The sequence below is a fragment of the Caulobacter sp. Root487D2Y genome (assembly GCF_001427165.1).
Classification (GTDB): Bacteria; Pseudomonadota; Alphaproteobacteria; order Caulobacterales; family Caulobacteraceae; genus Caulobacter.
In genome coordinates, this window is record NZ_LMFD01000001.1 from 340,612 (window position 1) to 365,118 (window position 24,507).

26 protein-coding genes are annotated in these 24,507 nt (G+C 68.7%); 13 read left to right on the plus strand and 13 right to left on the minus strand.

The features are described 5' to 3' along the window. The first annotated feature begins 99 nt into the window (after positions 1 to 99). From ASD38_RS01610 to ASD38_RS01620, 3 genes are all read left to right on the plus strand, one after another. Positions 100 to 333, plus strand: a complete 234-nt coding sequence (locus ASD38_RS01610) for a hypothetical protein (RefSeq protein ID WP_056457012.1) — start codon at positions 100 to 102, stop codon at positions 331 to 333. A 90-nt stretch (positions 334 to 423) separates the two neighbouring features. After that, complete coding sequence (locus tag ASD38_RS01615) at positions 424 to 1,824, plus strand: pyridoxal-phosphate dependent enzyme (protein WP_056457013.1); 1,401 nt, start codon at positions 424 to 426, stop codon at positions 1,822 to 1,824. Positions 1,825 to 1,951: 127 nt separating this feature from the next. Continuing rightward, complete coding sequence (locus ASD38_RS01620) at positions 1,952 to 3,130, plus strand: trans-sulfuration enzyme family protein (RefSeq protein ID WP_056457016.1); 1,179 nt, start codon at positions 1,952 to 1,954, stop codon at positions 3,128 to 3,130. Here ASD38_RS01620 and ASD38_RS01625 read toward each other — a convergent pair. Further along, on the minus strand, positions 3,060 to 4,043 hold the full coding sequence (locus ASD38_RS01625) for a mechanosensitive ion channel family protein (protein WP_056443511.1): 984 nt from the start codon (positions 4,041 to 4,043) through the stop codon (positions 3,060 to 3,062). The two genes, ASD38_RS01620 and ASD38_RS01625, sit on opposite strands and share 71 nt — an antisense overlap. Positions 4,044 to 4,189: 146 nt before the next feature. On the opposite strand from ASD38_RS01625, the gene ASD38_RS01630 reads away from it, so the two are divergent. From ASD38_RS01630 to ASD38_RS01645, 4 genes are all read left to right on the plus strand, one after another. Next, on the plus strand, positions 4,190 to 5,350 hold the full coding sequence (locus ASD38_RS01630; RefSeq protein ID WP_056457019.1) for a DegT/DnrJ/EryC1/StrS family aminotransferase: 1,161 nt from the start codon (positions 4,190 to 4,192) through the stop codon (positions 5,348 to 5,350). A gap of 62 nt (positions 5,351 to 5,412) precedes the next feature. Continuing rightward, positions 5,413 to 6,162, plus strand: coding sequence for a hypothetical protein (locus ASD38_RS01635; protein ID WP_056443524.1), 750 nt, complete (start codon positions 5,413 to 5,415; stop codon positions 6,160 to 6,162). Continuing rightward, entirely contained in the window at positions 6,162 to 7,040 is an 879-nt protein-coding gene (locus ASD38_RS01640; RefSeq protein ID WP_056443527.1) for a hypothetical protein, read from the plus strand. Before ASD38_RS01635 ends, ASD38_RS01640 begins: the two co-directional genes overlap by 1 nt. A gap of 157 nt (positions 7,041 to 7,197) precedes the next feature. Then, complete coding sequence (locus ASD38_RS01645) at positions 7,198 to 8,424, plus strand: multidrug effflux MFS transporter (protein ID WP_056444158.1); 1,227 nt, start codon at positions 7,198 to 7,200, stop codon at positions 8,422 to 8,424. Positions 8,425 to 8,549: 125 nt separating this feature from the next. Here ASD38_RS01645 and ASD38_RS01650 read toward each other — a convergent pair whose 3' ends face one another. Together ASD38_RS01650 and ASD38_RS01655 are read right to left on the minus strand one after the other, a co-directional pair. Further along, positions 8,550 to 10,160 carry a cisplatin damage response ATP-dependent DNA ligase gene (locus ASD38_RS01650; RefSeq protein ID WP_056457022.1) on the minus strand — a complete coding sequence of 537 codons (1,611 nt, stop codon included), beginning with the start codon at positions 10,158 to 10,160 and terminating at the stop codon, positions 8,550 to 8,552. Between the two features lie 39 nt (positions 10,161 to 10,199). After that, positions 10,200 to 10,922, minus strand: coding sequence for a hypothetical protein (locus ASD38_RS01655; RefSeq protein ID WP_056457025.1), 723 nt, complete (start codon positions 10,920 to 10,922; stop codon positions 10,200 to 10,202). A gap of 133 nt (positions 10,923 to 11,055) precedes the next feature. Between ASD38_RS01655 and ASD38_RS01660 the strand changes: the two genes are divergently transcribed. The 3 genes from ASD38_RS01660 to ASD38_RS01670 are packed head-to-tail and all read left to right on the plus strand — an operon-like array spanning position 11,056 to position 12,391. Continuing rightward, complete coding sequence (locus ASD38_RS01660; protein WP_056444161.1) at positions 11,056 to 11,466, plus strand: PaaI family thioesterase; 411 nt, start codon at positions 11,056 to 11,058, stop codon at positions 11,464 to 11,466. A 50-nt stretch (positions 11,467 to 11,516) separates the two neighbouring features. After that, a complete protein-coding gene (locus tag ASD38_RS01665) occupies positions 11,517 to 11,822 on the plus strand; it encodes a PadR family transcriptional regulator (protein WP_082554812.1) in 306 nt (101 codons plus the stop codon). Next, the gene (locus ASD38_RS01670; protein WP_056457028.1) at positions 11,819 to 12,391 is read left to right on the plus strand and encodes a hypothetical protein; all 573 of its coding nucleotides are present in this window, start codon (positions 11,819 to 11,821) and stop codon (positions 12,389 to 12,391) included. Before ASD38_RS01665 ends, ASD38_RS01670 begins: the two co-directional genes overlap by 4 nt. Positions 12,392 to 12,412: 21 nt before the next feature. Here the strand turns inward: ASD38_RS01670 and ASD38_RS01675 are convergent, their stop codons facing one another. After that, positions 12,413 to 13,420: a ligase-associated DNA damage response exonuclease gene (locus ASD38_RS01675; protein WP_156390522.1), complete on the minus strand. Its 1,008-nt coding sequence runs from the start codon at positions 13,418 to 13,420 to the stop codon at positions 12,413 to 12,415. 53 nt (positions 13,421 to 13,473) lie between these two features. On the opposite strand from ASD38_RS01675, the gene ASD38_RS01680 reads away from it, so the two are divergent. Both ASD38_RS01680 and ASD38_RS01685 read left to right on the plus strand, forming a co-directional pair. After that, positions 13,474 to 13,971 carry a PaaI family thioesterase gene (locus ASD38_RS01680; protein ID WP_082554828.1) on the plus strand — a complete coding sequence of 166 codons (498 nt, stop codon included), beginning with the start codon at positions 13,474 to 13,476 and terminating at the stop codon, positions 13,969 to 13,971. Further along, positions 13,968 to 14,387, plus strand: a complete 420-nt coding sequence (locus ASD38_RS01685; RefSeq protein WP_056443546.1) for a PaaI family thioesterase — start codon at positions 13,968 to 13,970, stop codon at positions 14,385 to 14,387. Before ASD38_RS01680 ends, ASD38_RS01685 begins: the two co-directional genes overlap by 4 nt. A gap of 345 nt (positions 14,388 to 14,732) precedes the next feature. Here ASD38_RS01685 and ASD38_RS01690 read toward each other — a convergent pair whose 3' ends face one another. Then, a complete protein-coding gene (locus ASD38_RS01690) occupies positions 14,733 to 15,650 on the minus strand; it encodes a histone deacetylase family protein (RefSeq protein ID WP_056457031.1) in 918 nt (305 codons plus the stop codon). Positions 15,651 to 15,728: 78 nt separating this feature from the next. On the opposite strand from ASD38_RS01690, the gene ASD38_RS01695 reads away from it, so the two are divergent. Next, positions 15,729 to 16,583, plus strand: coding sequence for an acyl-CoA thioesterase (locus tag ASD38_RS01695; RefSeq protein WP_056443552.1), 855 nt, complete (start codon positions 15,729 to 15,731; stop codon positions 16,581 to 16,583). A 17-nt stretch (positions 16,584 to 16,600) separates the two neighbouring features. Here ASD38_RS01695 and ASD38_RS01700 read toward each other — a convergent pair whose 3' ends face one another. The 8 genes from ASD38_RS01700 to ASD38_RS01735 form a co-directional block, all read right to left on the minus strand. Continuing rightward, a complete protein-coding gene (locus ASD38_RS01700) occupies positions 16,601 to 17,167 on the minus strand; it encodes an NUDIX hydrolase (protein ID WP_056443553.1) in 567 nt (188 codons plus the stop codon). 10 nt (positions 17,168 to 17,177) lie between these two features. Continuing rightward, the gene (gene rimM, locus ASD38_RS01705; protein ID WP_056443554.1) at positions 17,178 to 17,747 is read right to left on the minus strand and encodes a ribosome maturation factor RimM; all 570 of its coding nucleotides are present in this window, start codon (positions 17,745 to 17,747) and stop codon (positions 17,178 to 17,180) included. Between the two features lie 66 nt (positions 17,748 to 17,813). Further along, entirely contained in the window at positions 17,814 to 18,392 is a 579-nt protein-coding gene (gene rpsP / locus ASD38_RS01710; protein WP_056457034.1) for a 30S ribosomal protein S16, read from the minus strand. 24 nt (positions 18,393 to 18,416) lie between these two features. Then, the gene (ffh, locus tag ASD38_RS01715) at positions 18,417 to 19,952 is read right to left on the minus strand and encodes a signal recognition particle protein (protein ID WP_056457036.1); all 1,536 of its coding nucleotides are present in this window, start codon (positions 19,950 to 19,952) and stop codon (positions 18,417 to 18,419) included. 247 nt (positions 19,953 to 20,199) lie between these two features. Beyond that, positions 20,200 to 20,592 carry a VOC family protein gene (locus tag ASD38_RS01720; protein WP_056443561.1) on the minus strand — a complete coding sequence of 131 codons (393 nt, stop codon included), beginning with the start codon at positions 20,590 to 20,592 and terminating at the stop codon, positions 20,200 to 20,202. A gap of 75 nt (positions 20,593 to 20,667) precedes the next feature. Then, entirely contained in the window at positions 20,668 to 22,800 is a 2,133-nt protein-coding gene (locus ASD38_RS01725; protein WP_056457039.1) for a M10 family metallopeptidase C-terminal domain-containing protein, read from the minus strand. A 37-nt stretch (positions 22,801 to 22,837) separates the two neighbouring features. Beyond that, a complete protein-coding gene (locus tag ASD38_RS01730) occupies positions 22,838 to 23,320 on the minus strand; it encodes a hypothetical protein (RefSeq protein ID WP_162252116.1) in 483 nt (160 codons plus the stop codon). 193 nt (positions 23,321 to 23,513) lie between these two features. Continuing rightward, positions 23,514 to 24,500 carry a TraB/GumN family protein gene (locus ASD38_RS01735; RefSeq protein ID WP_056457043.1) on the minus strand — a complete coding sequence of 329 codons (987 nt, stop codon included), beginning with the start codon at positions 24,498 to 24,500 and terminating at the stop codon, positions 23,514 to 23,516. Positions 24,501 to 24,507: the final 7 nt, after the last annotated feature.

Below are 24,507 nucleotides of genomic sequence, written 5' to 3' on the forward strand. Positions count from 1 at the left end.
CCGGATTGATCCGGGGCCGTTTCATTTTGCAACTGCGAAGATTGTTCGCATTTGCGAGTTCATGCGTTAGGGTCCGGGTAACTTCTCGGGAGCGCGCCCATGAACGCCGCAGACCTCGCCGTCGACATCTGCATCGCCTCCGCCGAGGAGGCCCTGCGCTTTTCGGGATTCGTCCAGGCGTTCCTGTCGCGCAACGGCTTTCCGTTCGTGATGATCCACAACGCTCCGGACCTTTCGGGCGAACGCCGCAAGGTGGTGTTCGAAGACGCCGTGGTGGGCCGCAAGTTCGCGACCGAGTGGCGGCGCGACCGCCTGGCGGCTTGCAGCGCCTAGGCTTGCGGCGAAGCTGGCGTAACGCTGTTTGCGCTTTCGCGAAACCGGCCTAGATAGGGAGATCGTTTCTCTCTATCGCCGAGTTGCGCCATGAACGACCCCAAATTCGCCCTTCCTCCGGTCGTCGGTTCCGCGCTTGATCTGATCGGCCATACGCCGATGATCGAGGTTCGCAACCTCGACACCGGCCCCTGCCGGCTGTTCCTGAAGCTGGAGAACCAGAACCCCGGCGGCTCGATCAAGGACCGGGTGGCCCGCTCGATGATCGAGGCGGCCGAGGCCGACGGCAGCCTGAAGCCCGGCGGAACGATCATCGAGGCGACGGCCGGCAATACCGGCCTGGGCCTGGCCCAGGTAGCGACCCTGAAGGGCTACAAGCTGATCCTGGTGGTGCCCGACAAGATGGCCCGCGAGAAGATCCTGCACCTGCGGGCCATGGGCGTGGACGTCCGCCTGACCCGCAGCGACGTCGGCAAGGGTCACCCAGAATACTACCAGGACATGGCCCAGACCCTGGCCCAGTCGATTCCGGGTTCGATCTACGTCAATCAGTTCGAAAATCCCGCCAATCCGCTGGCCCACGAGACCACGACGGCGCCGGAGATCTTCGAACAGATGGGCGGCGACATCGACGCGGTGGTGGTCGGCGTCGGCTCGGGCGGCACGCTGACGGGCGTCGGCCGGTTCATGGCCAAGCACTCGCCGAAGACGGAGATGGTGCTGGCCGACCCGGTGGGATCGATCCTCTGCGAGTACGTGGCGACCGGCAGCTACGGCGAGGCCGGCTCGTGGATCGTCGAGGGCATCGGCGAGGACTTCATCCCGGCCGTGGCCGACATGAGCCTGGTCAAGCACGCCTATTCGATCAGCGACCGCGAAAGCGTCGAGACCGCCCGCCTGCTGCTGCGCAAGGAGGGCGTGCTGGCCGGTTCGTCCTCGGGCACGCTGCTGGCGGCCGCCCTGCGCTACTGTCAGGCGCAGACCGAGCCCAAGCGGGTGGTGACCCTGGTCTGCGACACGGGCTCCAAGTACCTGACCAAGATGTTCAACGACATGTGGCTGGCCGCCCACGGGTTCGATCAGCGCGAGCTGCACGGCGACCTGCGCGACCTGATCGCCAAGCGCTACGCCGACGGCGGGGTGGTGGCGATCGGGCCCGACGACACCCTGCTGACCGCCTACAACCGCATGCGCAGCGGCGACATCAGCCAGCTGCCGGTGGTCGACCACGGCAGGCTGGTCGGCATTCTCGACGAGAGCGACATCCTGGCCGCCGTCGAGGGCGTGGACGACGATCGCGGCCCCAAGTTCAAGACCAAGGTCGGGGCGGCCATGACCAAGGCGGTCAACACCCTGCAGTCCACCCAGGGCGTCGACGCCCTGCCCGAGGTGTTCGACCGCGACGAGGTGGCGCTGGTCTGCGACGGCGACGAGTTCGTCGGGGTGATCACCCGCGTCGACCTGATCAACCACCTGCGCATGAGCGCCTGAACGGTTTTGCGTCCTGCGAGGCCCGCAAGCGGGCTCCTCGGGATGAGGAACTCAGTGCAAAGATCCTCATCCTGAGGCGCCCTCCGCAGGAGGGCCTCGAGGGACGCAGGGCGTCTAGGAACGACAAATGAGCAACGACATCCCCGGCAAGAACCGCCTGGCCTTCGCCACCCGCACGATCCACGGCGGCCAGTTCCCCGATCCGACGACCGGGGCGGTGATGGTGCCCATCTACGCGACCTCGACCTACGTCCAGTCCAGCCCGGGCGAGCACAAGGGCTTCGAGTACAGCCGCAGCCACAACCCGACCCGGTTCGCCTTCGAGCGCTGCGTCGCGGATCTGGAGAGCGGCACGGCCGGTTTCGCCTTCGCCTCTGGCCTGGCGGCCGCCTCCACGATCCTGGAGATCCTCGACAGCGGGGCCCACGTGATCGCCAGCGACGACCTCTACGGCGGTTCGTTCCGGCTGTTCGACAAGGTGCGCAAGCGCTCAGCCGGCCTGGCGTTCAGCTTCGTGGACATGGGGGATCTGGCGGCCATCGAGGCGGCGATCACGCCTGAGACGAAGATGATCTGGGTCGAGACCCCGACCAATCCGATGCTGCGCCTGGCGGATCTGTCGGCCATCGCGGCCCTGGCCAAGACGCACGGCCTGATCACCGTGGCCGACAACACCTTCGCCAGCCCGTTCGTCCAGCGGCCGCTGGAGCTGGGCTTCGACATCGTCATGCACTCGGCCACCAAGTACCTGAACGGCCACTCCGACGTGGTGGCGGGCGTGGCGGTGGTCGGCGACAACGCCGAGATCGCCGAGAAGCTGAAGTTCCTGCAGAACGCCGTCGGGGCGGTGCTGGGGCCCTTCGACAGCTTTCTCGCCTTGCGCGGGGTCAAGACCCTGGCCCTGCGCATGCAGCGCGCCTGCGACAGCGCCCTGGCCATCGCCAAATGGCTGTCGACCCGCAAGGACGTGGAACGGGTGATCTATCCCGGCCTGCCCAGCCACCCGCAGCACGACCTGGCCAAGCGCCAGATGCTGGGCGGGTTCGGCGGGATCATCTCGGTGGAGCTGAAGGGCGACGTGAACACCGCCAGGCGGATGTTGGAGCGCACGCGCCTGTTCACGCTCGCGGAAAGCCTGGGCGGGGTCGAGAGCCTGATCGAGCATCCGGCCATCATGACCCACGCCTCGATCCCGGCCGATCAGCGCGCCGCCCTGGGCATCTCCGACACCCTGATCAGGCTTTCGGTGGGGATCGAGGACTGCGAGGACCTGATCGCGGACCTTTCCGCGGCCTTGGCAGTCTGAACAGGTGATGCTCGGCGTCGCCGGGCATGGCCGGCGACGGGTCCGGGGCCTTGGACGGGCGGGGCGGCGGCAGGATCCGCGTCGGGTCCTCGGCCCACAGGTGGGCGGCCAGCATCAGGTCGGTCCTGACCGGGCCGTAGTCCTCCTTGGCCGTCCAGACGCGGATCGCGGCCTGGGCGAAGGCTTCGCTGAGATCGACGACCTCGACCATCACCGCCGGGTCCTTGCGCACCCGCGGATCGCCCTCGGCCCGTTCGCGCATCTTCTGCAGCACGGCCACCAGGTCGGTCTTCAACGGAACCTTGAACACCACGTCGGCCCGTCGGGTGCGGTGGGTGGAGTAGTTGAGGATGACGTCGCCGAACACCTTGCTGTTGGGGATCATCACCTTGACGTTGTCGGGGGTGGCGATCTCGGTGAACAGCAGGTCCAGCGCCTTGACGGTGCCGTTGCGCGTCGAGGTCTCGATCACGTCGCCCACCTTGTAGGGACGGAACAGCAGGATCATCACTCCGGCCGCCACGTTCGACAGCGCGCCCTGCAGGGCCAGGCCGATGGCCAGGGAGGCCGCGCCGAGCACGGCGATGATCGAGGTGGCCTGCACGCCCACCTTCTGCAGCACCGCCACCAGGCCCACGGCCACCACCGCGTAACGCACCAGCGAGGCGATGAAGCTCTCCAGGGTCGGGTCGGGGTTCTTGCGATGCACCCGGCCCAGGGCGCGACGGGCCACGCCCGCCAGCCAGCCGGCCACCCAGAAGGTGACGACCAGGATCAGGGTGGCGGCCACCAGGTTCACCGCCAGCCTGCCCAGCCAATCGAGGAAATGACCGAACATGGTCTCATCGACCTTGATGTTGGCGATGGACGGCAGGGAAGCGTCGGCGGGGATCAGGCTGGGCTTGGTCTGCATGGATCTCTCGATGGCGCCCCCGCGCCGAGCCGTCAACGAAGCAGCACAAGGCCCGTTCCCGTCCCGGTATCGCTTCGCCCTTTGGAAACACTTGGTTACATCAATTGGCTCGAATCCGAGCCGATCCGCCTCTAAGAGCGCCGCCCATGAGCATGTCCTTCATCGACCTCGCCGCGCAGCAGCGCCGGATCCGCGCCAAGATCGACGCGGCGATCGCCGCCGTTCTCGACAGCGGGGCCTATGTGATGGGTCCGCAGGTGCGGGAGTTCGAGGCCAAGCTGGCGGCGTTCGGCCAGGCCAAGCTGGCCCTGTCCTGCGCCAACGGCACCGACGCCATCGCCCTGCCGCTGATGGCCTGGGGCGTGGGCCCGGGCGACGCGGTGTTCTGCCCGTCCTTCACCTTCGCCGCCACGCCCGAAGTCGTGCCGTGGGTCGGTGCGACGCCGGTGTTCGTCGACGTGCTCGCCGACACCTTCAACCTCGACCAGGCCAAGCTGGAAGCGGCCATCGCCGGCGTGAAGGCCAAGGGAGAGCTGACCCCCAGGGTGGTGATCGCCGTCGACCTGTTCGGCCAGCCCGCCGACTATCCGGCCATCAAGGCCATCTGCGACCGCGAAGGCCTGAAGCTGATCTCCGACAGCGCCCAGGGCTTCGGCTGCACCCTGGGCGGCAAGCACCCGCTGCACTGGGCCGACGTGGCCACCACCAGCTTCTTCCCCGCCAAACCCCTGGGCTGCTACGGCGACGGCGGGGCGGTGCTGACCAACGACCAGGACCTGTGGGACCTGATGGACAGCTTCCGGGTGCACGGCAAGGCCGTGGCCCCCGACCTGGTCGGCCGCACGTTCGACCACGACACCAAGTACCTGAACACCCGCATCGGCATGAACTCGCGGCTGGACACCATCCAGGCGGCGATCCTGATCGAGAAGCTGGCGATCTTCCAGGAGGAGATCGACCTGCGCCAGGTCGTGGCCGACCGCTACGCCGAGGGCCTGAAGGGTTTCGCGCTCGCCACGCCGAAGGTCATCGACGGGGGCGTCTCGGTCTGGGCCCAGTACGTGATCGAGCACGCCGACCGCGACGGCCTCGCCGCCCATCTGAAGACCCAAGGGATTCCCACGGCCGTCTACTACCCCGTGCCGATGCACGTGCAGGCCCCCTATGCCGACTTCCCGCGCGGGGCCGGCGGCCTGCCGGTGACCGAGGCCAAGGCCGAGACGGTGCTGGCCCTGCCGATGCATCCGTATCTGTCGAAGGCCGACCAGCAGCGGATCATCGAGGCGATCCGCGCCTTTAACGGCTAAGCTGCGCCCCATTCACGCCTCACCCTGGGGTATTGTGGCCGGAAGTTGATTCGAAGGTTCAGATGCACGATCCAGTGACCTCGTTCGTCGTCGCGGTGTTCAGCATGCCCGGCGCCGCCTTGCTGATGGCCGGCGCGTTGCTGGTGTTCGCCGTCGGACTGATCTTCCAGTCCGGCCATTTCGAATATGCGCCGTTGATGGACGACCTGCGTCGCCGCGCCGACCTGCTCGACGACCTGCGCGGTGATCGCCAGAAGGCCTTCGCCGAGGCCTTCGAAGCGGTCGACAAGCGCCTGAGCGGCGTGGCTCATCCCGTCCTCGAACTGGGCTGGGCCCATTATCGCAGCCAGCTGACCCCGACCGAGGACGGCCGCCTGGCCGCCTCGATCCACGCGTCCGACGCCTTCGACCTGGCCGACACCCCAGCCCGCACTCTGGAATGGTGGGCCAACATCATGGTCGCCATCGGCCTGGTCATCACCTTCATGGGCATCGTCGCGGCGCTGACCGAGGCGACCTCGGCCATGAGCGGCGGCGCCGCAGCGATGCAGGGCGCCCTGATCAATCTGCTGACCATCGCCGCCACCAAGTTCTGGACCTCGATCGCCGGCGTTCTGGCCTCGATCATCCTTCGCCTGGCCGCGCGCCGTCGGCGTCAGGCCATCGAAATGCAGGAAGCCCACTTCTTTGCCTTGCTCGACGCCTGCGTCCGCTTCGCCCCGCCGGAAAAGGTGATGCTGGAGCAGTTGGCGGTGCTGGGCCGCATCGAAGCGGCCCTGGCCGGCAGGACCGCCCGCGTGGGCGTCGCCTGATGCGGCGCAAGCGCAGTCGGACGATCGATGTCGAGGAGGGCGAGAGCTACTACGTCTCGATGACCGACATGATGGTGGGGGTGATCTTCATCTTCATCATCATGCTCAGCTATTTCGCGTTCGAGTTCCGCTCGAGCACCGCCAAGCTGGCGACCGCCAAGCATCCGGAAACGGCCGCGCTGCTGCAGACCGCCGCGAACCTTCAGCCCAAGACCGCCGACATCGAGATCGACTACGGCGCGCAGGTGCTGTGCGTGCCGGAGGCGACCTTGTCGGAAAGCGGGCAGGGCGCGGCGGGAGAGCGTCGCTGTTTCGCGTATTCGCCGCCGAAGCCTTCAGCCCTGACCGCCTCGGCGATCGACGCGCAAAAGCTCCTCATGCAGGCGCTGGACGCCGACCTGCGCGACGCCCGCGTGCCGATCACCGGCGATCCGTCGGGCGGTTCGCTGAACTTCCGGGCCGATCAGCTCTTCGTGGCGGGAACGGCCGCGCTTTCGCCCGACGGTCAACGGATCGCCGGCGATGTGGCCCAGATCCTGATGCGGCGTCTGCCTTGTCTCGGTTACGGCGTGGCGGCGGAAGCCGATTGCGAGGCGGGCCCCAAGCTGGCCGTCGCCAACGTCGTCAGCCAGACAAATCTCGACATTTTCAGCACCGAGGGGCAGCAGGCGGCGACCCTGGCCCTGCAGCGCGCCGTCGCCCTCCACCAGGCCCTGACCGCCGCTCAGCCCGGTCTGGCGTCCTTGCGCAACGCGCCGACCGGCCAGGCCGGGTCGCAGCCCCTTTTGCGGGTGGCCAGCGTGGGCCAATCGCAGGAAGGCGCCTCCAAGGTCGGCGACGACCAGACGGTGAGCATCCAGTTCCAAATGGGCTCGTAAGCCCGCGCCCATTTGGCGGACAGCCAGGCCTGTCCTATATCGCGGCTGTCGCGTCTCGCGCCCGCCGGCGCTTCGGCGTCCCGGCCCGTGAAAGAGCGTCATGTCGTCTAATCCCATCGCCGCCCAGGCGCGCGCTCGTCCCGGCCCCCACCCCGGCATGGGCTTTGGCCAGTTCGTCGCCCTGATCGCGGCGATGATGGCCACCAACGCCCTGGCCATCGACTCGATGCTGCCGGCCATGCCGCAGATCGGCCGCGCCCTGGGCGTGGCGACCGACAACGAGCGCCAGTGGATCCTGACCGCCTACCTGCTGGGCTTCGGCGCGGCTCAGATCGTCTACGGCCCGCTGGCCGATCGTTTCGGGCGCAAGCCGGTGCTGCTGGTGGGCCTGTCGCTCTATGTCGTGTTCGCCGCGGCCTGCGCCTTCGCCGCCTCGTTCGAGATGCTGCTGACCGCCCGCGCCCTGTGCGGCGTCGGGGCGGCCGCCACCCGGGTGCTGTCGGTGTCGATCGTCCGCGACTGCTACAGCGGCCGGCAGATGGCGCGGGTGATGTCGTTGTCGTTCATCGTCTTCCTGGGCGTGCCGATCATCGCCCCCTCCGTCGGCCAGGCCATCCTGCTGGTCGCGCCCTGGCCGTGGGTGTTCGGCGTGCTGTCGATCTTCGGCCTGGCGGTGATCGCCTGGTCGTGGATCAAGCTGCCCGAGACCCTGCATCCGGAGGATCGCGTGCCCCTGGAGGTCACGCCGGTGCTGGCGGCGTTCAAGGCGTGCCTGACCAACCGCGTCGCCGTCGGCTACACCCTGGCCGCCACCCTGGTGCTGGGCGGGCTGTTCGGCTTCCTCAACTCGGCCCAGCAGGTGTTCGTCGACGTGCTGGGGGCGGGCCAGGCGTTCCCCTTGATCTTCGCCGCGATCGCCGGCGGCATCGCCGTCTCGTCCCTGCTCAATTCCCGCATCGTCGGCCGCCTGGGCATGCGGCTGGTCTCGCACGTCTCGCTGCTCGGCTACATCGCCTTCGCGGTGGTCCACGCCCTGGTGGCGCTGAGCGGCCACGAGACCCTCTGGACCTTCTCGCTGCTGCAGGCGGGGATGATGTTCTGCTTCGGCATGGTGATGTCGAACTTCGGCGCGATCGCCATGGAGCCGCTGGGCCACCTGGCCGGCACGGCGGCGTCGGTCCAGGGTTTCGTCACCACCATCGGCGGGGCGCTGTTCGGCTTCTGGATCGGCCAGCGGTTCGACGGCACCACCGTGCCCCTGACCCTCGGATTCGCCGGCTTCGGGATCGCCGGCCTGCTGGCCGTGCTGATCACCGAGAAGGGCCGGATGTTCCACGCCGGCGCCGGCGCGCCGGCCGTCGAAGGCGTCGGAGCGGGCCACTAGGACCTATTGTCAAGTTTCGCTTGAGCTTGACCGTGTCGAGATGAGCGAAACTTGAAGATCCGGCGAACCGGGATCTTCAAGCTTGGCTTATTCGAACAAGCGCCAGCATGAGCGGAATTTGAAGATCAATCCAGCATCCGCTCCAGGGTCTCCAGTTCGTCGGCCTCGCGCGACGGCTTGTCCCAGCGGATGCGGTTGATGCGCGGGAAGCGCATGGCCACGCCCGATTTGTGGCGGGTCGAACGTTGCAGCCCCTCGAACGCCACCTCGAACACCAGGCCGAACTCCAGGTCGGCGCGCACCGAACGCACGGGTCCGAACCGCTCGACGGTGTGGTCGCGCACGAACTTGTCGATCCGTTTCAGCTCTTCATCCGTGAAGCCGAAATAGGCCTTGCCGACCGGGGTCAGGTGGCGTGTCCCGGTCTCGTCCTCGCGCCAGACCCCGAAGGTGTAGTCGGAATAGAAGCTGGACCGCTTGCCGTGGCCGCGCTGGGCGTACATCAGCACCGCGTCGATCAGGCGGGGGTCGCGCTTCCACTTGAACCACGGACCCTTGGGCCGGCCGGGTTCGTAGACGCTGTCCCAGCGCTTGAGCATCAGGCCCTCGGCGATCGCCGGGTCGCCTTCCGGCGGCTGGGCGCGCTGGGCGGCCAGCGCTTCCCAGGTGTCGAACGGCTGGATCGGCGACAGGTCGATGCGGGGACTGGCCGCGGCCGTCACGAAGGCTTCCAGCCGCCGGCGCCGCTCAGCGAACGGCAGGCCGCGCAGGTCGGTCTCGCCGTCCAGCAGCAGGTCGTAGGCGCGGATGCTGGCCGGATAGGTCGCGAGCTGCTTGGCGTCGACCGTCTTGCGGTTCAGCCGCTGCTGCAGGTCGCCGAAGCTGGCCACCGCGCCGCCCCGCATCACCAGCAGCTCGCCGTCGATCGCTCCCTCGAAGGTCAGGGCCTCGACCACGTCGGGAAAGGTCGCCGAAATGTCGTCGCCGGTGCGGGTGTAGAGGCGCCTTTCGCCACGCTCGCTGACGGCCTGGACGCGGATGCCGTCCCACTTCCACTCGGCGGCGTAGTCGGCGGGATCGAGCTTGGCGAAGTCGACCGCCTCGTCGATGGCCTGGGCCAGCATCACGGGCCGGAACCGCCCCGGGGCGTCGGGCGAGGGCTGTTCCGAGCGACCTTCCAGCCAGGCGAACAGGTCGCCGTAGGGCGGGGTCATGGCGTGCCAGACCTCCTCGACCTGGCCGATCTCGACCTGGCCGAAATCGGCGCAGGCCTGTTTGGCCAGCCGCGCCGAGACGCCGACCCGCAGGCCGCCGGTCATCAGCTTCAGCAACGCCCAGCGCCCGTCGGCGTCCAGGGCGTCGAGCCACCCCTCGATCAGTCGCTGGACCTCGATGCGCGAGGCCGTGCGCAGGCTTTCGACCACCTCCGACAGGTCCGGCTCGCGGTTGGCCCCGGGCTTCTCCGGCCAGACCAGGGCGACGGTCTCGGCCAGGTCGCCGACATAGTCGTAGGACCAGGCGAACAACTGGGCGTCCATCCGGCTCTCCACCGCCTTGCGGATGAAGGCCGGCTTGGCCGCGTTGAACGACAGCGCCCCGGTCAGGGCCGCCAGCACCCAGCCGCGCTCGGGATCGGGCGTCTCGCGCAGGAAGTCCTTGATCAGGGTGAGCTTGGCGTTGCGCGAGCTGGTCAGGGACAGCCGGTCGAGAAGATGGGCGAAGGCGCGCATGGCAATGAAATGTCGCGCCCCAGGCTTAGGTTCAAGTCGCGGGGTTCAAGTCGCCCGCGTCTCGTCCAGCTGGCCCAGGATCATGATCTTCTGCCAGATCTTGCGGCCCAGGTCGGAGCTCAGGGTTTCGATGTCGTTGACGGCGGCGACCACCACCGGGTCGTTGCTTTCGCCGGCGTAGAGCGCCGCCAGCTTGGCGGTCAGGGCCAGCATTTCGGCGCTGTAGTCCAGATAGCGGGCCAGCTGGAAGCGGTTCATCTCGCGGGCGGGCGACGAGGCGGTGCGCGGGCCCAGGACCAGGGTGGGGTCCTTGGTCAGCTGGTGCATGTCGATCACGTGGGCGAAGGATCGCAGCTCGTGCAGGGCCTTCTGGACCCGCGAGCGTTTCCAGCGCGACTCCAGCGACACCAGGAACCAGATCGCCGCGCCCGACAGCAGCAGCAGGTTGACGGCCGGCTCCAGGCTGGTGGCCAGGGTCAGGGCACCGGCGTCGCGCAGGTTCGCCAGCCAGTCCAGGCGGCCGATCAGAGCCGCCTCGGCCCCGATCGCCGCGACCGCGATCACCGCCACCAGGGTCCGCAGGCCCAGATAGGGCCGCGACAGCCGCCGGGCCCGCTGGGCCGTGACCCGGGCCACCGCCGTCAGCTGGCCGCAGACCTCCGACAGGCCCGACGCCGGAAAGCGTTCCGCCACCCGAGCCTGCAGGTGGTCGAGCGTCTGGACCACCTTGTCGGCGTCCAGCTTCAGCGCGCTGTTGCGAACGGCCATGCGGGTCCCCCGATCCGGTCCCCATCGGGACGGGGCGACGCTAGCACGGCGCCCAGAACGGGGGGCGAGGCTTGAAGTCAATTCGAACATCTGTTTGAATTGCACGGTCCAGAGCCCGGACCAGGAGGCGACCATGACCCCGCCCGAGCCCTTCGTCCCGCATCCCCGCAAGAGTCCGCTGACCACGCCGTGGGAGCCGATCTTCGCCGACATCCGCGACGACCGCTGGGTGCTGGCCGTGGAGGTGCGCGAGCCGCACACCAATTCGCGCGGCGGCCCGCACGGCGGCCTGATCGCCGCCCTGGCCGACAACGCCATGGGCCTGTCGTGCGGGGTGATGCTGACCCGGCTGAAGATCCCTAGCAAAGGTCTGATCACCGTCTCGCTGGGACTGGACTACATCGCCGCCGCCCAGATCGGCCAATGGCTGGCCTTCGACACCGACTTCATCAAGCCTGGCAAGAGCCTGTGCTACGCCGAGGCCACCGTGCGGGCCGACGACAAGCCGGTGGCGCGGGCCCGGGCGACGTTCAAGGTGGTGTGAGCGCGCTTTTGACCGCTTGACGGATAAGTCTACATAGGTAGACTTATGACATGGTCACGCGCAATCGACAGCTTTCGCCGCAGACGACGGCGGTCCTCGGCCTGCTGGCCGACAATCCGGAGCACTGGCTCTATGGGCTCGAGCTGTCCCGGGCCAGCGGACTCAAGTCCGGAAGCCTCTACCCGATCCTGGTGCGTCTGGCGGATCGAGGGCTGCTCGAGAGCCGGTGGCTGGAGCCGGAGAAGGCCGGCCGCCCGCCACGACACGCCTATCGCATCACCGCGCGGGGCAAGACCGCGCTCCGCGACGCGAGGTCGCTTTCGACACTCAAAGACCTGAAGGTGGTTCCCGGATGAGCGTTCCCCTTCTTGTCGCTCGAGCCTTGATGCGGACGGCGGGCTGGATCGCTCCGCGAGAGCGGTCTGAATGGCTGGCCGCCATGGTCGGCGAGCTTGGCGAGATCGGCTCGCCTGGAGCGGCCCTGAGCTGGGCCGGCGGGTGCCTGGCCGCGGCGACGGGGTGGCGGCTTTGGGCGGAGCTGCCCTATGCGGCCGCCGCCGTCCTCGCCAGCGCCGCCAGCACGATCGGCTACCTCGTCTGGTGGTGGCTGACGCCGCCGCCGCTCGACCTGGCTTGGGTCACGGTGGCTCAGCAGGTGGCGATCGTCGGGGCTACACTGGGCGTAGGCCTAGTCTTCCCGCGACGCGTGTTGCTGAGCGCCGTCCTGATCGTCACGTCATCCGGCTTCGGCGGTTTGCCCAGGTTCATCATCGACGTCATGGCGTCCGCCGGCACGCTGGAGAAGGCGGTGGGCCTCGCCCCAGCCATGGCGCTGTTCGTCGTTGAAAATGGCTGGCCGGCGTTGCTCGCGGCGCTTTTGGTCGCGGGTTGGGCGAACGCCGCGAAGGCCAGGTCTTGGCGCTGATGCCCGCCCAGAAGGCGCGCCCTACTCCCCCTCCTCCTCGTCATACCCCACCAGCCGCAAGGCCCGCGCCGGTATGCCTTCCAGCTCGCACCAGCGTTCCAGCGCCTCTTCGCGGCCATGGGTGATCCACACCTCGCCGGGGCGCAGTTCGTCGAGGGTGGCGGTCAGCTCGTCCCAGTCGGCGTGGTCGGAGATGATCAGCGGCAGTTCGACCCCGCGCTGGCGGGCCCGGGCCCGCACCCGCATCCAGCCGCTGGCGAAGCAGTCGACCGGGTCGGGGAAGCGCCGCGACCAGCGGTCGGCCAGGGCCGAGGGCGGGGCGACGATGATCGCGCCCTCGAAGTCCTTCTTGGTTCCCGTCGTGGCCGGAGCCAGCGGGCCCAGCGCGACGCCGTGGCGCTCGTAGAGCCGGTTCAGCCGCTCCATGGCCCCGTGCACGTGGATGGTCCTGTCCCAGCCGGCCTCGCGCAGCAGGCTGATCACCCGCTGGGCCTTGCCCAGGGCGTAGGCCCCGACGATGTGCGAGCGCTCGGGAAACTGCTCGACCGATTTCAGCAGGGCGGCGATCTCGCCCTTGTCGTCGGGATGGCGGAACACCGGCAGGCCGAAGGTCGCCTCGGTCACGAACACGTCGCAGGGCACGGGCTCGAAGGCCGGGCAGGTGGGGTCGCGCCGGCGCTTGTAGTCGCCGGAGACGACGATGGTCATGCCCTTCCAGCGCACCACGGCCTGGGCCGAGCCCAGCACGTGGCCGGCCGGGACCAGGGAGACCTCGACGCCGTTGTGGGTGAAGCTCTGGCCATAGGTCAGCGGCTGGCGGCGGCCGGCGAAATCCTCGCCGTAGCGCTCGGCCATGATCGCCAGGGTCTCGGGGGTGGCGGCCACGACGCCATGACCGGCCCGGGCGTGGTCGGCGTGGCCATGGGTGATCACCGCCCGGTCCACCGGGCGGACGGGGTCGATGTAGAAGTCCCCGGGCGGGCAATACAGCCCGTCGGGCTTCGGACAGATCAGGTCCTGAGGCTTCATCACGATGGATATGGCAACGCGCGCGGCTATAAACCTATCCCATGAGCACCGATTTGAGCGCCGGCGAACAGCATCGGCTGATCGCCAACACCATGAACGAGGGCAGTCCTCAGGCCCGGGCCCTGGGCTTCCAGACGCTGGAGATCGGTGACGCCGTCGCCATCCTCAAGGTCCCGTACCGGCCCGAGATCGTCGGCGACCCCGAGACCGGGGTGATCGCCGGCGGAGTCGTGACCACCTTGCTGGACCACGCCAGCGGCCAGGCGGTGCACGCCGCGCTCAGCGAATGGACCTCGATCGCCACCCTCGACCTGCGCATCGACTACATGCGGCCGGCCCAGCCGGGCCGCGACGTGCTGGCCCGCGCCCATTGCTACAAGGTCACCCGCTCGGTGGCCTTCGTGCGCGCCGTGGCCTACGAGGACGACCCCGACGACCCCGTCGCCGCCGCCCAGGCCGCCTTCATGCTCGACTCCAGCGCCGGCAAGAAGCCCGGCGCCAACTTCAAGCCGCCTAGGTCCAAGTCAGGCGAAAAGGGAGACGCCGCATGAGCGACGCCGACACCCGCCTGATCGCCGTGCTGGGCTCGATCCCCTACGCCAAGTTCATCGGCATGCGCGCCGAGCTGGCCGGCGACGAGATGACCGCCATCCTGCCGTTCTCCGACCACATCGTCGGCAATCCGATGCTGCCGGCCATCCACGGCGGGGTGCTGGGCGCCTTCATGGAGATGACGGCCCTGGCCCAGTTGTCGGTGGCCGAGCCGCTCAAGCGCCAGCCCCGGACCATCGACGTCTCGATCGAATATCTGCGCACGGGCCGGCCGCTGACCACCTTCGCCCGCGCCCAGATCAAGAAGGTCGGCCGGCGGATCGCCAATGTCCATGTCGAGGCCTGGCAGGAACAGCGCGCCGCCCCCATCGCCGCCTTGCGCGGCCATTTCCTGTTGACCTCCGCGGAGGACTGATCCGGACGACGAACAATGGTCTCAAAGGTAAAAGTTTCCATTGCAACGGTATGAATCGACAACATTACACCTCTGTAATGCCGATTACCGGCGTCAACGTTTCTTAAAAACGCTTCATGAAGCAAAGGTAACGGGTGTTCACCATCCCGCGGGCCTATACCCCTGATCACCGGACGCGGTCGTCGCGCCGGACACTCAGGGAACCAAGACAATGACCTTCTCGAACAATGCTTTTTCCGGTTTCGCCAGCATCGTTCTGGCCATGCTGCCCCTCGTCGTGATCGCCGGCTCGCTCGTCTCGAGCTTCTAAGTGATCGCCGCGTAGCTCCACCGGAGCGCGACCCCTCAGGCCCTCAGGGCCTCGCGGGCCGCCCGGTGGAGAAGGGCGTGACGATGCGCCAACCGATCGATGTCGGCGTCGTATCCGCCGCCGATCACCCCGGCCACGGGGACCCCCCTTTCCAGACATGAGCCCAGGACGAACGCCTCGCGCCGCGCGAGCCCCTCGTCGCTCAGACTCAGACGCCCCAGCTTGTCGTCCGCGTGCGGATCGACCCCGGCGTTGAAGAACACCAGGTCCGGCGCCACGCGCGCCAGCAGGTCCGGCAGGATCTCTCCCAACCTTCCCAGATAAGCCTCGTCGCCCGTGCCGTCCGGCAGGTCGACGTCCAGGTCGCTGGCCGCCTTGCGGGCCGGGAAGTTCTTCTCGGCGTGCATCGAGAAGGTGAAGACGCTGGGATCGTTCTCGAAGATCCTCGCGGTGCCGTCGCCCTGGTGGACGTCGAGGTCGACGACCAGCACCTGGCCGACCTTGCCCTCCGCCAACAGCCGCCGCGCCGCCACCGCCACGTCGTTGAACACGCAGAAGCCCGCGCCCGTGTCGGCCTGGGCGTGGTGGCTGCCGCCGGCGGTGTTGCAGGCGATCCCGTGCTCCAGCGCCAGACGCGCCGCCGCCAGGGTGCCACCGACCGCCGCCCGGGCCCGGATCGCCACCGACTCCGTATTGGGCAGGCCGACCCGCCGGGCCACGTCGGCCGGCAAAGTCAGGTCGATCACCCCGCGCACATAGGCCGCGTCATGGACCAACAGCAGGCTCTCCAGATCGATCGGCTCGGGCCGCACGAAGCCGGCCGGCCCCGCTACGCCCTCGGCCTGCAGCACCGCCGCCAGCCGCGCGAACTTGTCCATGGGAAAGCGGTGGCCCGGCGGCATCTCGGCGCGGAAGGCGGGGTGGTGGATGATCGGCGGGAAGGACGGGACCATCGCTCGACGATGGGGATGGCGAGGATTTGGTGCAACCACGCACTTGCCCCGTCCGGCTTGCGCGCCTAACCAACCCCCATGCGCACGCCCGAGAACCTCGCCGAAATCCTCGCCCTCGAAACCATCGAGGTGAACCTGTTCCGGGGCGTCAGCCCCAATGACGGCTTCCCCAGGATCTTCGGCGGGCTGGTGATCGCCCAGGCCCTGACCGCGGCCTATCGCACCGTGCCCGACCGCATCTGCCATTCGCTGCACGCCTATTTCATCCGCCCCGGCGACGTGAACGCCCCGGTTCTCTACGAGGTCGAGCGGGCCCGCGACGGCGGCACTTTCACCACCCGCCGGGTGGCGGCGATCCAGCACGGCGAGCAGATCTTCAACCTGGCCGCCTCGTTCCAGACCCCCGAGGAGGGGCTGGAGCACCAGAGCCAGATGCCCGACGCGCCGGACCCCGAAAGCCTGCCGACCGAGGGCGACTATCTGCGCTCGCTGGGCGACGAACTGCATCCGCGCTTCATCAAGCTGGCCGACTTCCCGCGGCCGGTGGACCTGCGCTGGGTCGATCCCCAGCACCCGACCAAGCCGACGCCCAAGTCGTCGACCAAGCAGGTGTGGATGCGGGCCAAGGCGCCGATCGGCGACGACGTCCGCCTGCAGCAGTGCGCCCTGGCCTACGCCTCGGACATGGCCTTCATGGAAAGCGCCCTGCGCCCGCACGGCCTGATCTGGACGACGCCCGGCCTGCAGGCCGCCAGCCTCGACCACGCCATGTGGTTCCACCACCCGTTCAACTTCAACGACTGGACCCTGTTCTCGCAGGACAGCCCGTCGGCCTCGCAGGGCCGCGGCCTGGTGCGCGGCCAGATGTTCACCCGGGACGGCAAGCTGGTGGCCTCGGTGGCCCAGGAATGCCTGATGCGGGTTCGGAAGTAGCTTCGGGTCGCGGTTCGTCAGCGAACCGCGACCGTCGCCACCCCGGCCTGGGTCAGGCCGCGCAGCAGCGAGCCCACGTGCATGGCCACCACCATCTCGCCGGCCAGGGCCATGCGCACCGCCTCGGCGGCGGGGACCCAGAAGTGCTCGATGCGCTCGGCCGGGTCATCCTTGGGGTCGGCCGCCCGGACCACGTCACGCGCCAGCAGGGTGTGGACGCGGTTGGTATGGGTGCCGGCGTTGGGGCGGGCCTCGCCCACATAGCTGAGGACGCCGACGCAGCCGGTCTCCTCCAGCAGTTCGCGGGCTCCGGTGACGCAGGGATCGGTGTCGCCTGGATCCATGCCGCCGGCCGGCAGCTCGATCGTGAACCCGCCCATGGCGTGCCGGTACTGCCGCACCAGAAGCACGTTGTCCTCGGTGTCCAGGGCCACGACCTCGACCCAGTCCGGATATTCCAGCACGTAATAGGGCGCGACCGGCACGCCGTCGTCGGTCAGGCAGTCGTCGGCGCGCAGGGCGATCCAGCGGTCCTTGTGGATGTAGCGCGAAGCCGTCACCCGCCATTTGCCGTCCGACGCCATGGCCGAGCTCCTAGATCTGATCTTCGCCTTCGTCGGGCTCTTCGACAGGGCCTTCCGGCTCGCCCACCATCACCGGCGGATCGGCCAGGACCAGGCCCTCGGCGATCTTCACCTCGGGCACGGCGGCGCGCGTGAAGGGCAGGTACCAGGTCTGGCCGCCCAGGGCGGGGGTGATCTCGAGCAGATCGTCGGCGCCGAAGTTCTGGACGCTCTTGATCTTGCCGATCAGGTCGTTGGTCGCCACGTGGCGCACGGTCAGGCCGATCAGGTCGGCCAGGTAGAATTCGTCTTCCTCGGGCTCGGGCAGGGCCGCGCGCGGGACGTAGAGACGCAGGCCGCGCAGGGCGTCGGCGGCTTCCTTGGTCTCGATCCCGACGCAGCGGGCGACGACGCCGTCCTTGACCACCCGGGCGGTGGTCAGGGTCAGGGCGGGCGAGCCGTCCTGGCGGGTCAGCGCCTTGAATCGGGTCAGGGTCAGCGGATCTTCGGTGTAGGTCGCGATCCGCACCTCGCCACGCACGCCGAAGCCGCCGGCGACGCGGCCGACCAGGATCAGGTTCTGCGGGGGCGACTGGGTCATGAAGGGATCGCGCAAAAGAAAACGCCGCCGCCAGGCGGACCCCGGCGGCGGCGCTTTTCGAAGGCCTTAGCCTTCGGTGGTTTCTTCCGAAGCCGGGGCTTCTTCAGCGGCCGGAGCCTCTTCGGCGGCGGCTTCGGCGGCCGGGGCCTCTTCAGCGGCGGCTTCTTCAGCCGGAGCTTCTTCGGCGACGACTTCCGGTTCCGGAGCCGGAGCGGCGGCGGCTTCGGCGGCCGCGGCGGCGGCGGCTTCAGCAGCGGCTTCGGCGGCGGCCTTGGCGTCTTCCTTGGCTTGGACTTCGGCGGCGGCGCGGTCGGCGTCGCGCTGGACGCGCTCGGCGTCACGCTCTTGGGCCTTCTTGCCCGGCTTGGCCTTCTCGGGGTTGTTGCCGTGGGTCCATTGGACCAGGCCCTGGGCGGCCAGGAAGCGGGCGACGCGGTCGGTCGGCTGGGCGCCCTTGGCGAGCCAGCCCTGGATGGACTCGACCTTCAGGGTCACGCGCGCGGCGTCGTCCTTCTTGAGCAGCGGGTTGTAGGTGCCGACCTTCTCGATGAAGCGGCCGTCGCGGGGCGAGTGGCTGTCGGCGACGACGATCGAGTAGTAGGGACGCTTCTTGGCGCCGCCACGGGCGAGACGGATCTTCAGCATAGTCTTAGTCCTTGGTCTAAAGTTCTATTTCTTGAACGGGTTGAAACCGGGGGGCAGGCCGCCCAAACCGGATAGAAGGTTGGGCTTGGCGTCGCCGCCGCCCCCGGATCCCGGAAGACCGGGGAGCCCCGGAAGGCCGCCAAGGCCCCCCGCGGAATTCTGATCAGGCGCGGCCATCTTGCCGCCGCCCATCGCTTTGAGCCGGGACATGTCGCCGCCGCCCATCATCTGGGCCATGCGGGCCATGCCCTTGCCGCCGTCCTTGCTCATGGCCTTGAACATGTCGGCCATCTGGCGGTGCTGCTTGAGCAGGCGGTTGACCTCGGCGACGTCGACGCCGGCCCCGGCCGCGATGCGGCGCTTGCGCGAGGCGGCCAGGATGTCGGGCTTCTTGCGCTCCAGCTTGGTCATCGAGCCGATGATCGCCTGCTGGCGGCGGAAGACGCTGTCGTCGACGCCGCTCTCGGCGATCTGCTTCTTGACCTTCTGGACGCCCGGCAGCAGGCCCATGATGCCCTGCATGCCGCCCATCTTCTGCATCTGGTTCAGCTGGGCTGCCAGGTCGTTCAGGTCGAACTGGCCCTTGGCCAGCTTCTTGGCCATGCGCTCGGCTTCGGCCACGTCGAGGTCCTGCGCGGCCTTCTCGACCAGGGCGACGACGTCGCCTTGCCCGAGGATCCGGCCGGCCACGCGGCGGGCGTCGAACACGTCCAGGGCGTCGATCTTCTCGCCGGCGCCGAGGAACTTGATCGGCAGGCCGGTGACGTGGCGCATCGACAGCGCGGCGCCGCCTCGGCCGTCGCCGTCGGCGCGGGTCAGGATCAGGCCGGTCAGCGGCAGGCGCTCGTGGAAGGCCTTGGCCGTGCGCACGGCGTCCTGGCCGGTCAGGCTGTCGGCGACCAGGAGGGTCTCGGACGGCTGGGCGATGCGGGCGATTTCCGCCGCCTCGCTCATCATCGCCTCGTCCAGCGTGGTGCGGCCGGCGGTGTCGAGGATCAGGACGTCGTAGCCGCCCAGCTTGGCGGCGGTCAGGGCGCGCTTGGCGATGTCGGCGGCGCTCTGGCCGGCGACGATCGGCAGGCTCTCGACCTCGACCTGCTTGGCCAGTATGGCCAGCTGTTCCATGGCGGCTGGACGGCGGGTGTCGAGCGAGGCGACCAGCACCTTCTTGCGCTCGATCTTGCTCAGTCGCAGGGCCAGCTTGCCGGTGGTGGTGGTCTTGCCCGAGCCCTGCAGGCCGGCCATCAGGATCACCGACGGCGGGTTCAGGGCCAGGTTCAGGCCGGTGGGGACCTCGCCGCCCAGCATGTCGACCAGGCCGTCATAGACGATCTTGACCACCTGGTCGGCCGGCTTGACCGAGCGGATGACGGCTTCGCCCGAAGCGGCTTCCTTGGCCTTGCTGATGAAGTCCTTGACCACCGGCAGGGCGACGTCGGCTTCCAGCAGGGCGACGCGGACCTCGCGCAGCGCCTCGTCGACGTCCTTCTCGGACAGCACGCCGCGGCCGCCGAGGCGGTCGAACACCCCTGAAAGTCGCTCTGTAAGGCCGTCGAACATGCGGAACCCACGTCAAAACACCGGAGCGTGACGCCACGCTCCAACTCTTCGTTTGCTGTCTGTTCGGAGAACAGCCAGCGTCCAAACGCGATCAGCCCCCATGGACGATCACGTCGATGGGGGTCCTCGCCGTCCTCGTCCGGATGGATCCTGCGCTAACAGGCCGGGGTCGTGACGGTGGAGGCGCTGCTGATGAAGCGCCGGAAGCGCGCGCTTATGCACGAAAGGGGGCGGGGAGTCAAAACGCTCAGCCCCGCAGCTCCAGTCCGTTGCCCTCGGGGTCGGACAGATAGAGCGAGGTCGCCTCGCCGGTCGAGCCGTAGCGCTCGCCGATGTCGCCGATCGCCAGGCCGTGGGCCTCCAGGTGGGCGCGAACTTCGTCGACGTCGAAGTCGACCACCCGCAGGCACAGGTGGTCCATGTTGTGGGCCTCGGCGCCCGGCGCGGCGCCGCCCGTCCGGCCCAGGCGGCCGGCGACGTCGACCAGGTCGATCAGCTGGGCGCCGGCCCGCAGCTGGACGAGGCCGACATTGTCCTGCCGGCGCTCGACCGCGCAGCCCAGGACGTCGACATAGAACCGTTCCATGGCGACCGGGTCGCGGGCGCGGATCACCACGTGGTCGATGCCGAGCAGGCGCATGACGAAATCCTCGGACGGGAAGCGTTCCCGCCCGAGGTATTCATCGCCCGCGCCGGAGACAAGGCCGGCGGCGGATCAGAGCAGCCAGCCGCTGGTCGACACCGAGTTGTCGGCGACCAGAACACCGAAGTCCGACACGCCGTCGCCGTCGATGTCGCCCCAGACGATCGAAACCCGGCCGCCAAGGCCCCAGCCATAGGCGCCCAGGTCCACGCCGCCCAGGGCTCCGACGGCCTTCAGCACGTTCGAATAGGTGCTGACCATCAGCTGCCCGACCCCGCTGGACGTCCAGTGCGACACCAGCGAGAAGGCCTGGTCGCCGTCGAGGGCGGCGTTGCCGTCCAGGGCGCTGAAGTCGAACAGGTCGCCGCGGCTGAAATCGCTGATGAAGTCGATCGACAAATCGTCGTCTTCGAACGAGGCGCTGTTGTAGACGAAGACGTCATTGCCGGCACCGCCGACCAGGATGTCGAAGCCCGCCCCGCCGTTCAGCCGGTCGTTGCCCGCCCCGCCCAACAGGATGTCGTTGCCGCCGGCCCCGAACAGGCTGTCGTTCCCGGCCTCGCCGCTCAGCAGGTTGAAGGCGTCGTTGCCCTCGATGACATTGGCCGACCCGTTGCCCGCGCCGAGCGCGGCGTCGCCGGTCAGCTTCAGGTTCTCCAGGTTGGTGGAGAGGTTGTAGCTGATCGAGCTCCAGACGGTGTCGGTCCCGCCGCCGGCCAGCTCGGTCACCGTGTCGCGCCAGTTGTCGACCACGTAGCGGTCGTCGCCGGCCCCGCCGGTCATCTTGTCGACGCCCGTTCCGCCGTCGAGGATGTCGTTCCCCAGCCCGCCGATCAGGATGTCGGCGCCGTCGCGGCCCTCCAGGGTGTCGTTGCCCGCGTTGCCAGTCAGGGTGTTGGCCGCGGTGTTGCCGATCAGGCGGTCCGAGCCGCTGCCGCCCACCCCGTTCTCGATCGTCGCGCCATAGGCGATGGCCACGTTGTCGATCAGCCTGCCGACCACCGGGTTGGAGGCCAGCACGGCCATGTTGGAATTGTAGGTCGCCAAGGGCACCGGGGCGTAGCCGGCCGCCGCCCGGTTGGCGTTGACCTGCTCGAACGACGGGGCGGTGTCGTAGGTCACCCCGCCGATGCTGCTCAGCGAGCCGGGCGTCAGGTCGATGATCTGGTCGGTCGCGTAGCCCGAGGCGTCCAGGGTGTCGATCCCGCCGGCGTCCCAGATGGCCATGACCGGGGCCGGGGTCTTGGTGAAGTCGTAGGAATCGCGCCCGGCGTTGCTGTTGAAGCCGTAGGTCGTGTCCCCCGTGCGGGTGGTCATGTCGGCGCCGTAGATCGCCTGGATGGCGGCGATGTCATGCACCAGGGGCGTGGAGGCGTAGACCGTGGTCGAGATGTTGAAGTCGAAGTGCCGCGCGCCGGTCTCGGAGCCGGCGAAGTAGGACATGATGCTGTAGGCGCGGCTGTCCTGATAATATTCGGCGTTGGCGGCGTAGGTGATGCTGACCCCGGGGGCGGCGTTGTAGTCGCCGGGGTGTTCCAGGCCCAGGGCGTGGCCGCTCTCGTGGGTCAGGGTGTGGATGCCGTAGAGGCCCTCGTCCAGCTGGAAGTTGCTGGGCTGGTTGGCGCTGACCCAGATGTCGCCGGCGATCAGGTCGGCGTTGTCGGGCGTGTAGTCGTACGGCAGGTAGGCGTAGGCCTGGGTGCCGGGCCGGTTGGTGTAGTTGGCGAAGGTGATGTCGGCCACCTCGGGGGCGCTCTCGACCAAGGTCGGGGCGATCAGGTCGTCCCAGCTGGCCATGGCCTCGCGCGCGGCGGCCTTCTGGGCTTCGGTGAACGGCGCGAAGCCGAAATATTCGGTGCGGCCGTAGAGCTCCCCATCCTCCTCATAGACATAAGGCTCGGCGAACATGCTCTCGGCGGTGTGGAAGCCGAAGTTCAGAACCGAGACATCGCCGTCGCGCGGCACGGCGTGGTCGATGTTGCCCGGCGTCCAGCCGGCGCCGCCGCGATTGAGCTGCTCGACCACCTGTTCGATCGTGAACACCGGCTTGCCGCGGATCTCGCCGCCCTGGCCGTCGACCGAGGCGTCGACCGGCTCGACCGAGACGTCCAGCGCGGGGGCGACCGCGTTCGTCGGTCCCTGGAACACCGGGAAGCTGGTTTCGCGATGGAGGTCCTGGTCCAGGTTTTCGTCGTGAAGGCGCATCGGTTCTTCCCGTTTCTTGAGGTTGTTCCGTGTGAGGTCAGGGGGCCGGCCGTGATCGCCACGGCAGGGTTTCGGCGAGCGCGGCGTTCAGGGCCGCGTCGAATTGCGCGGTGGGGCCGCCGCCCGAAGGCAGGCCTGGGGGCAGGGCGGTCGCGCGCGGCGCGGCGCCGAACAGCTCGGACGGCGCGGCCGTGGCGCGGAAGGCGCGCAGGCTGAAGACCAGCAAAGGACCGCCCGTGGCTTCGCCGCCCGACTGGACATTGGCGTGGAACAGCAGGACGGCGGTGTCGGCGGCGATCAGACCGGGGTCGCCCGGCGCCAGCAGGACGACCGGGATCGGCGCCTTGTCGGCGGCCAGGGCCACGACGCGGTTACAGAGCGCGGCCTGGAGCCGGCGGCGGTCAGGCAGCCGATCGGGATCGACCAGGCACTGGACGCCCAGACGCCTGGCGCCCTCCCAGGCCAGGACCGGGGTCGAGGCCGTCGCTGGAGCGCCATAAAGCATCGCCCCGCAAGTCATGGCCCCGATCGGGGAAAGGGCGCAGGCCCATGCCATGAATTGTCGGATTAGCGACATGGATTTCCCGTTGCTGGTCGGTATCGGGCGTCTTCGACCCGAGCACCTTCGCGAGGAAATCAGCGGTATGCAAGTGTAACGTGTATTGTGAAGCTTACAAAACCTATGTGTGTCGCAAAGTCGACCGAACGCGAGCTCAGTTGGCCGGCGAGGTGATGGTCGCGCCCGAGGTTTTCAGACGGTCGAGCACGCCGTTGGCGGGCAGCAGGAAGGCCAGGTCGACGACGGCGACGGTCACGCCCGGGCGGGTCAGGGCCTCGTTCAGGGCGTCGGCCGACTGGCCGATCTGCTGGGCCAGCAGGCCGGCGCCGCCGGGGGCGCGCATCACGCAGCGCTGGGCCGCCGAGGCCGAATAGCGGGCCCGCACGCTGGCCAGATCGCCGTTGGCCCAGTCGGTCCCGATGCTGGTCGGGTGGGAGCCTTCGAATTCCAGTTCAGTCAGGGCGTCGTTCAGGCAGGCCAGATTGGCCTCGTCCGACAGCTTGCCGGCGCTGGCGAGAATGGGGCCCAGGCGGTACTGGCTCATCGCCTTGACCTTGACGCCCTTGGCCTTGGCCATGCGTTCGATGGTGCTGACCGGCTTGGCCTCGGACAGCCCGGCCGCCTGACGGAAGTCCGACAGCAGGATGAAGCCCGCCACGGCCGGCTTCCAGTCCTTGTAAGGCACGGCGGTGCGCTGCGCCCGCTCGCGGGCGCTGACGAACCGGGCCAGCAGGTCGGGGGGCAGGCGGTTCTCCAGCTTCTTGCCGAACGGCTGGCGCACGCCGCCGCCGCCGGTCAGGAAGAACTTGGTGATCTGCAGCGGCCCGACCGAGGCCTCGGGCGGAACCAGCACCAGGCTGGCCTGGTCCATGGCCCGGTTCAGGCGCGGGCTGTCCCACTTCAGCTGATGCGGTAGCGGCGGGGCGGATCCGACGACATAAAGCTTGGCGCCGCCCTTCTCGACCAGCCACAGGGCCGGACCGGGCGGCCGGGCGACCACCAGCAGCTCCTCGACCACGGCGCTGCCGGGATCCTGCGGGAACAGCTCGACGGACTGGGGCGGCGGGGTCTGGGCCCAGGCCAGGCCCGCGGCGAACGCCAGGACCGTTCCGCCGATCAGCGCCGATAGGACTCGAACCATGGGCGTC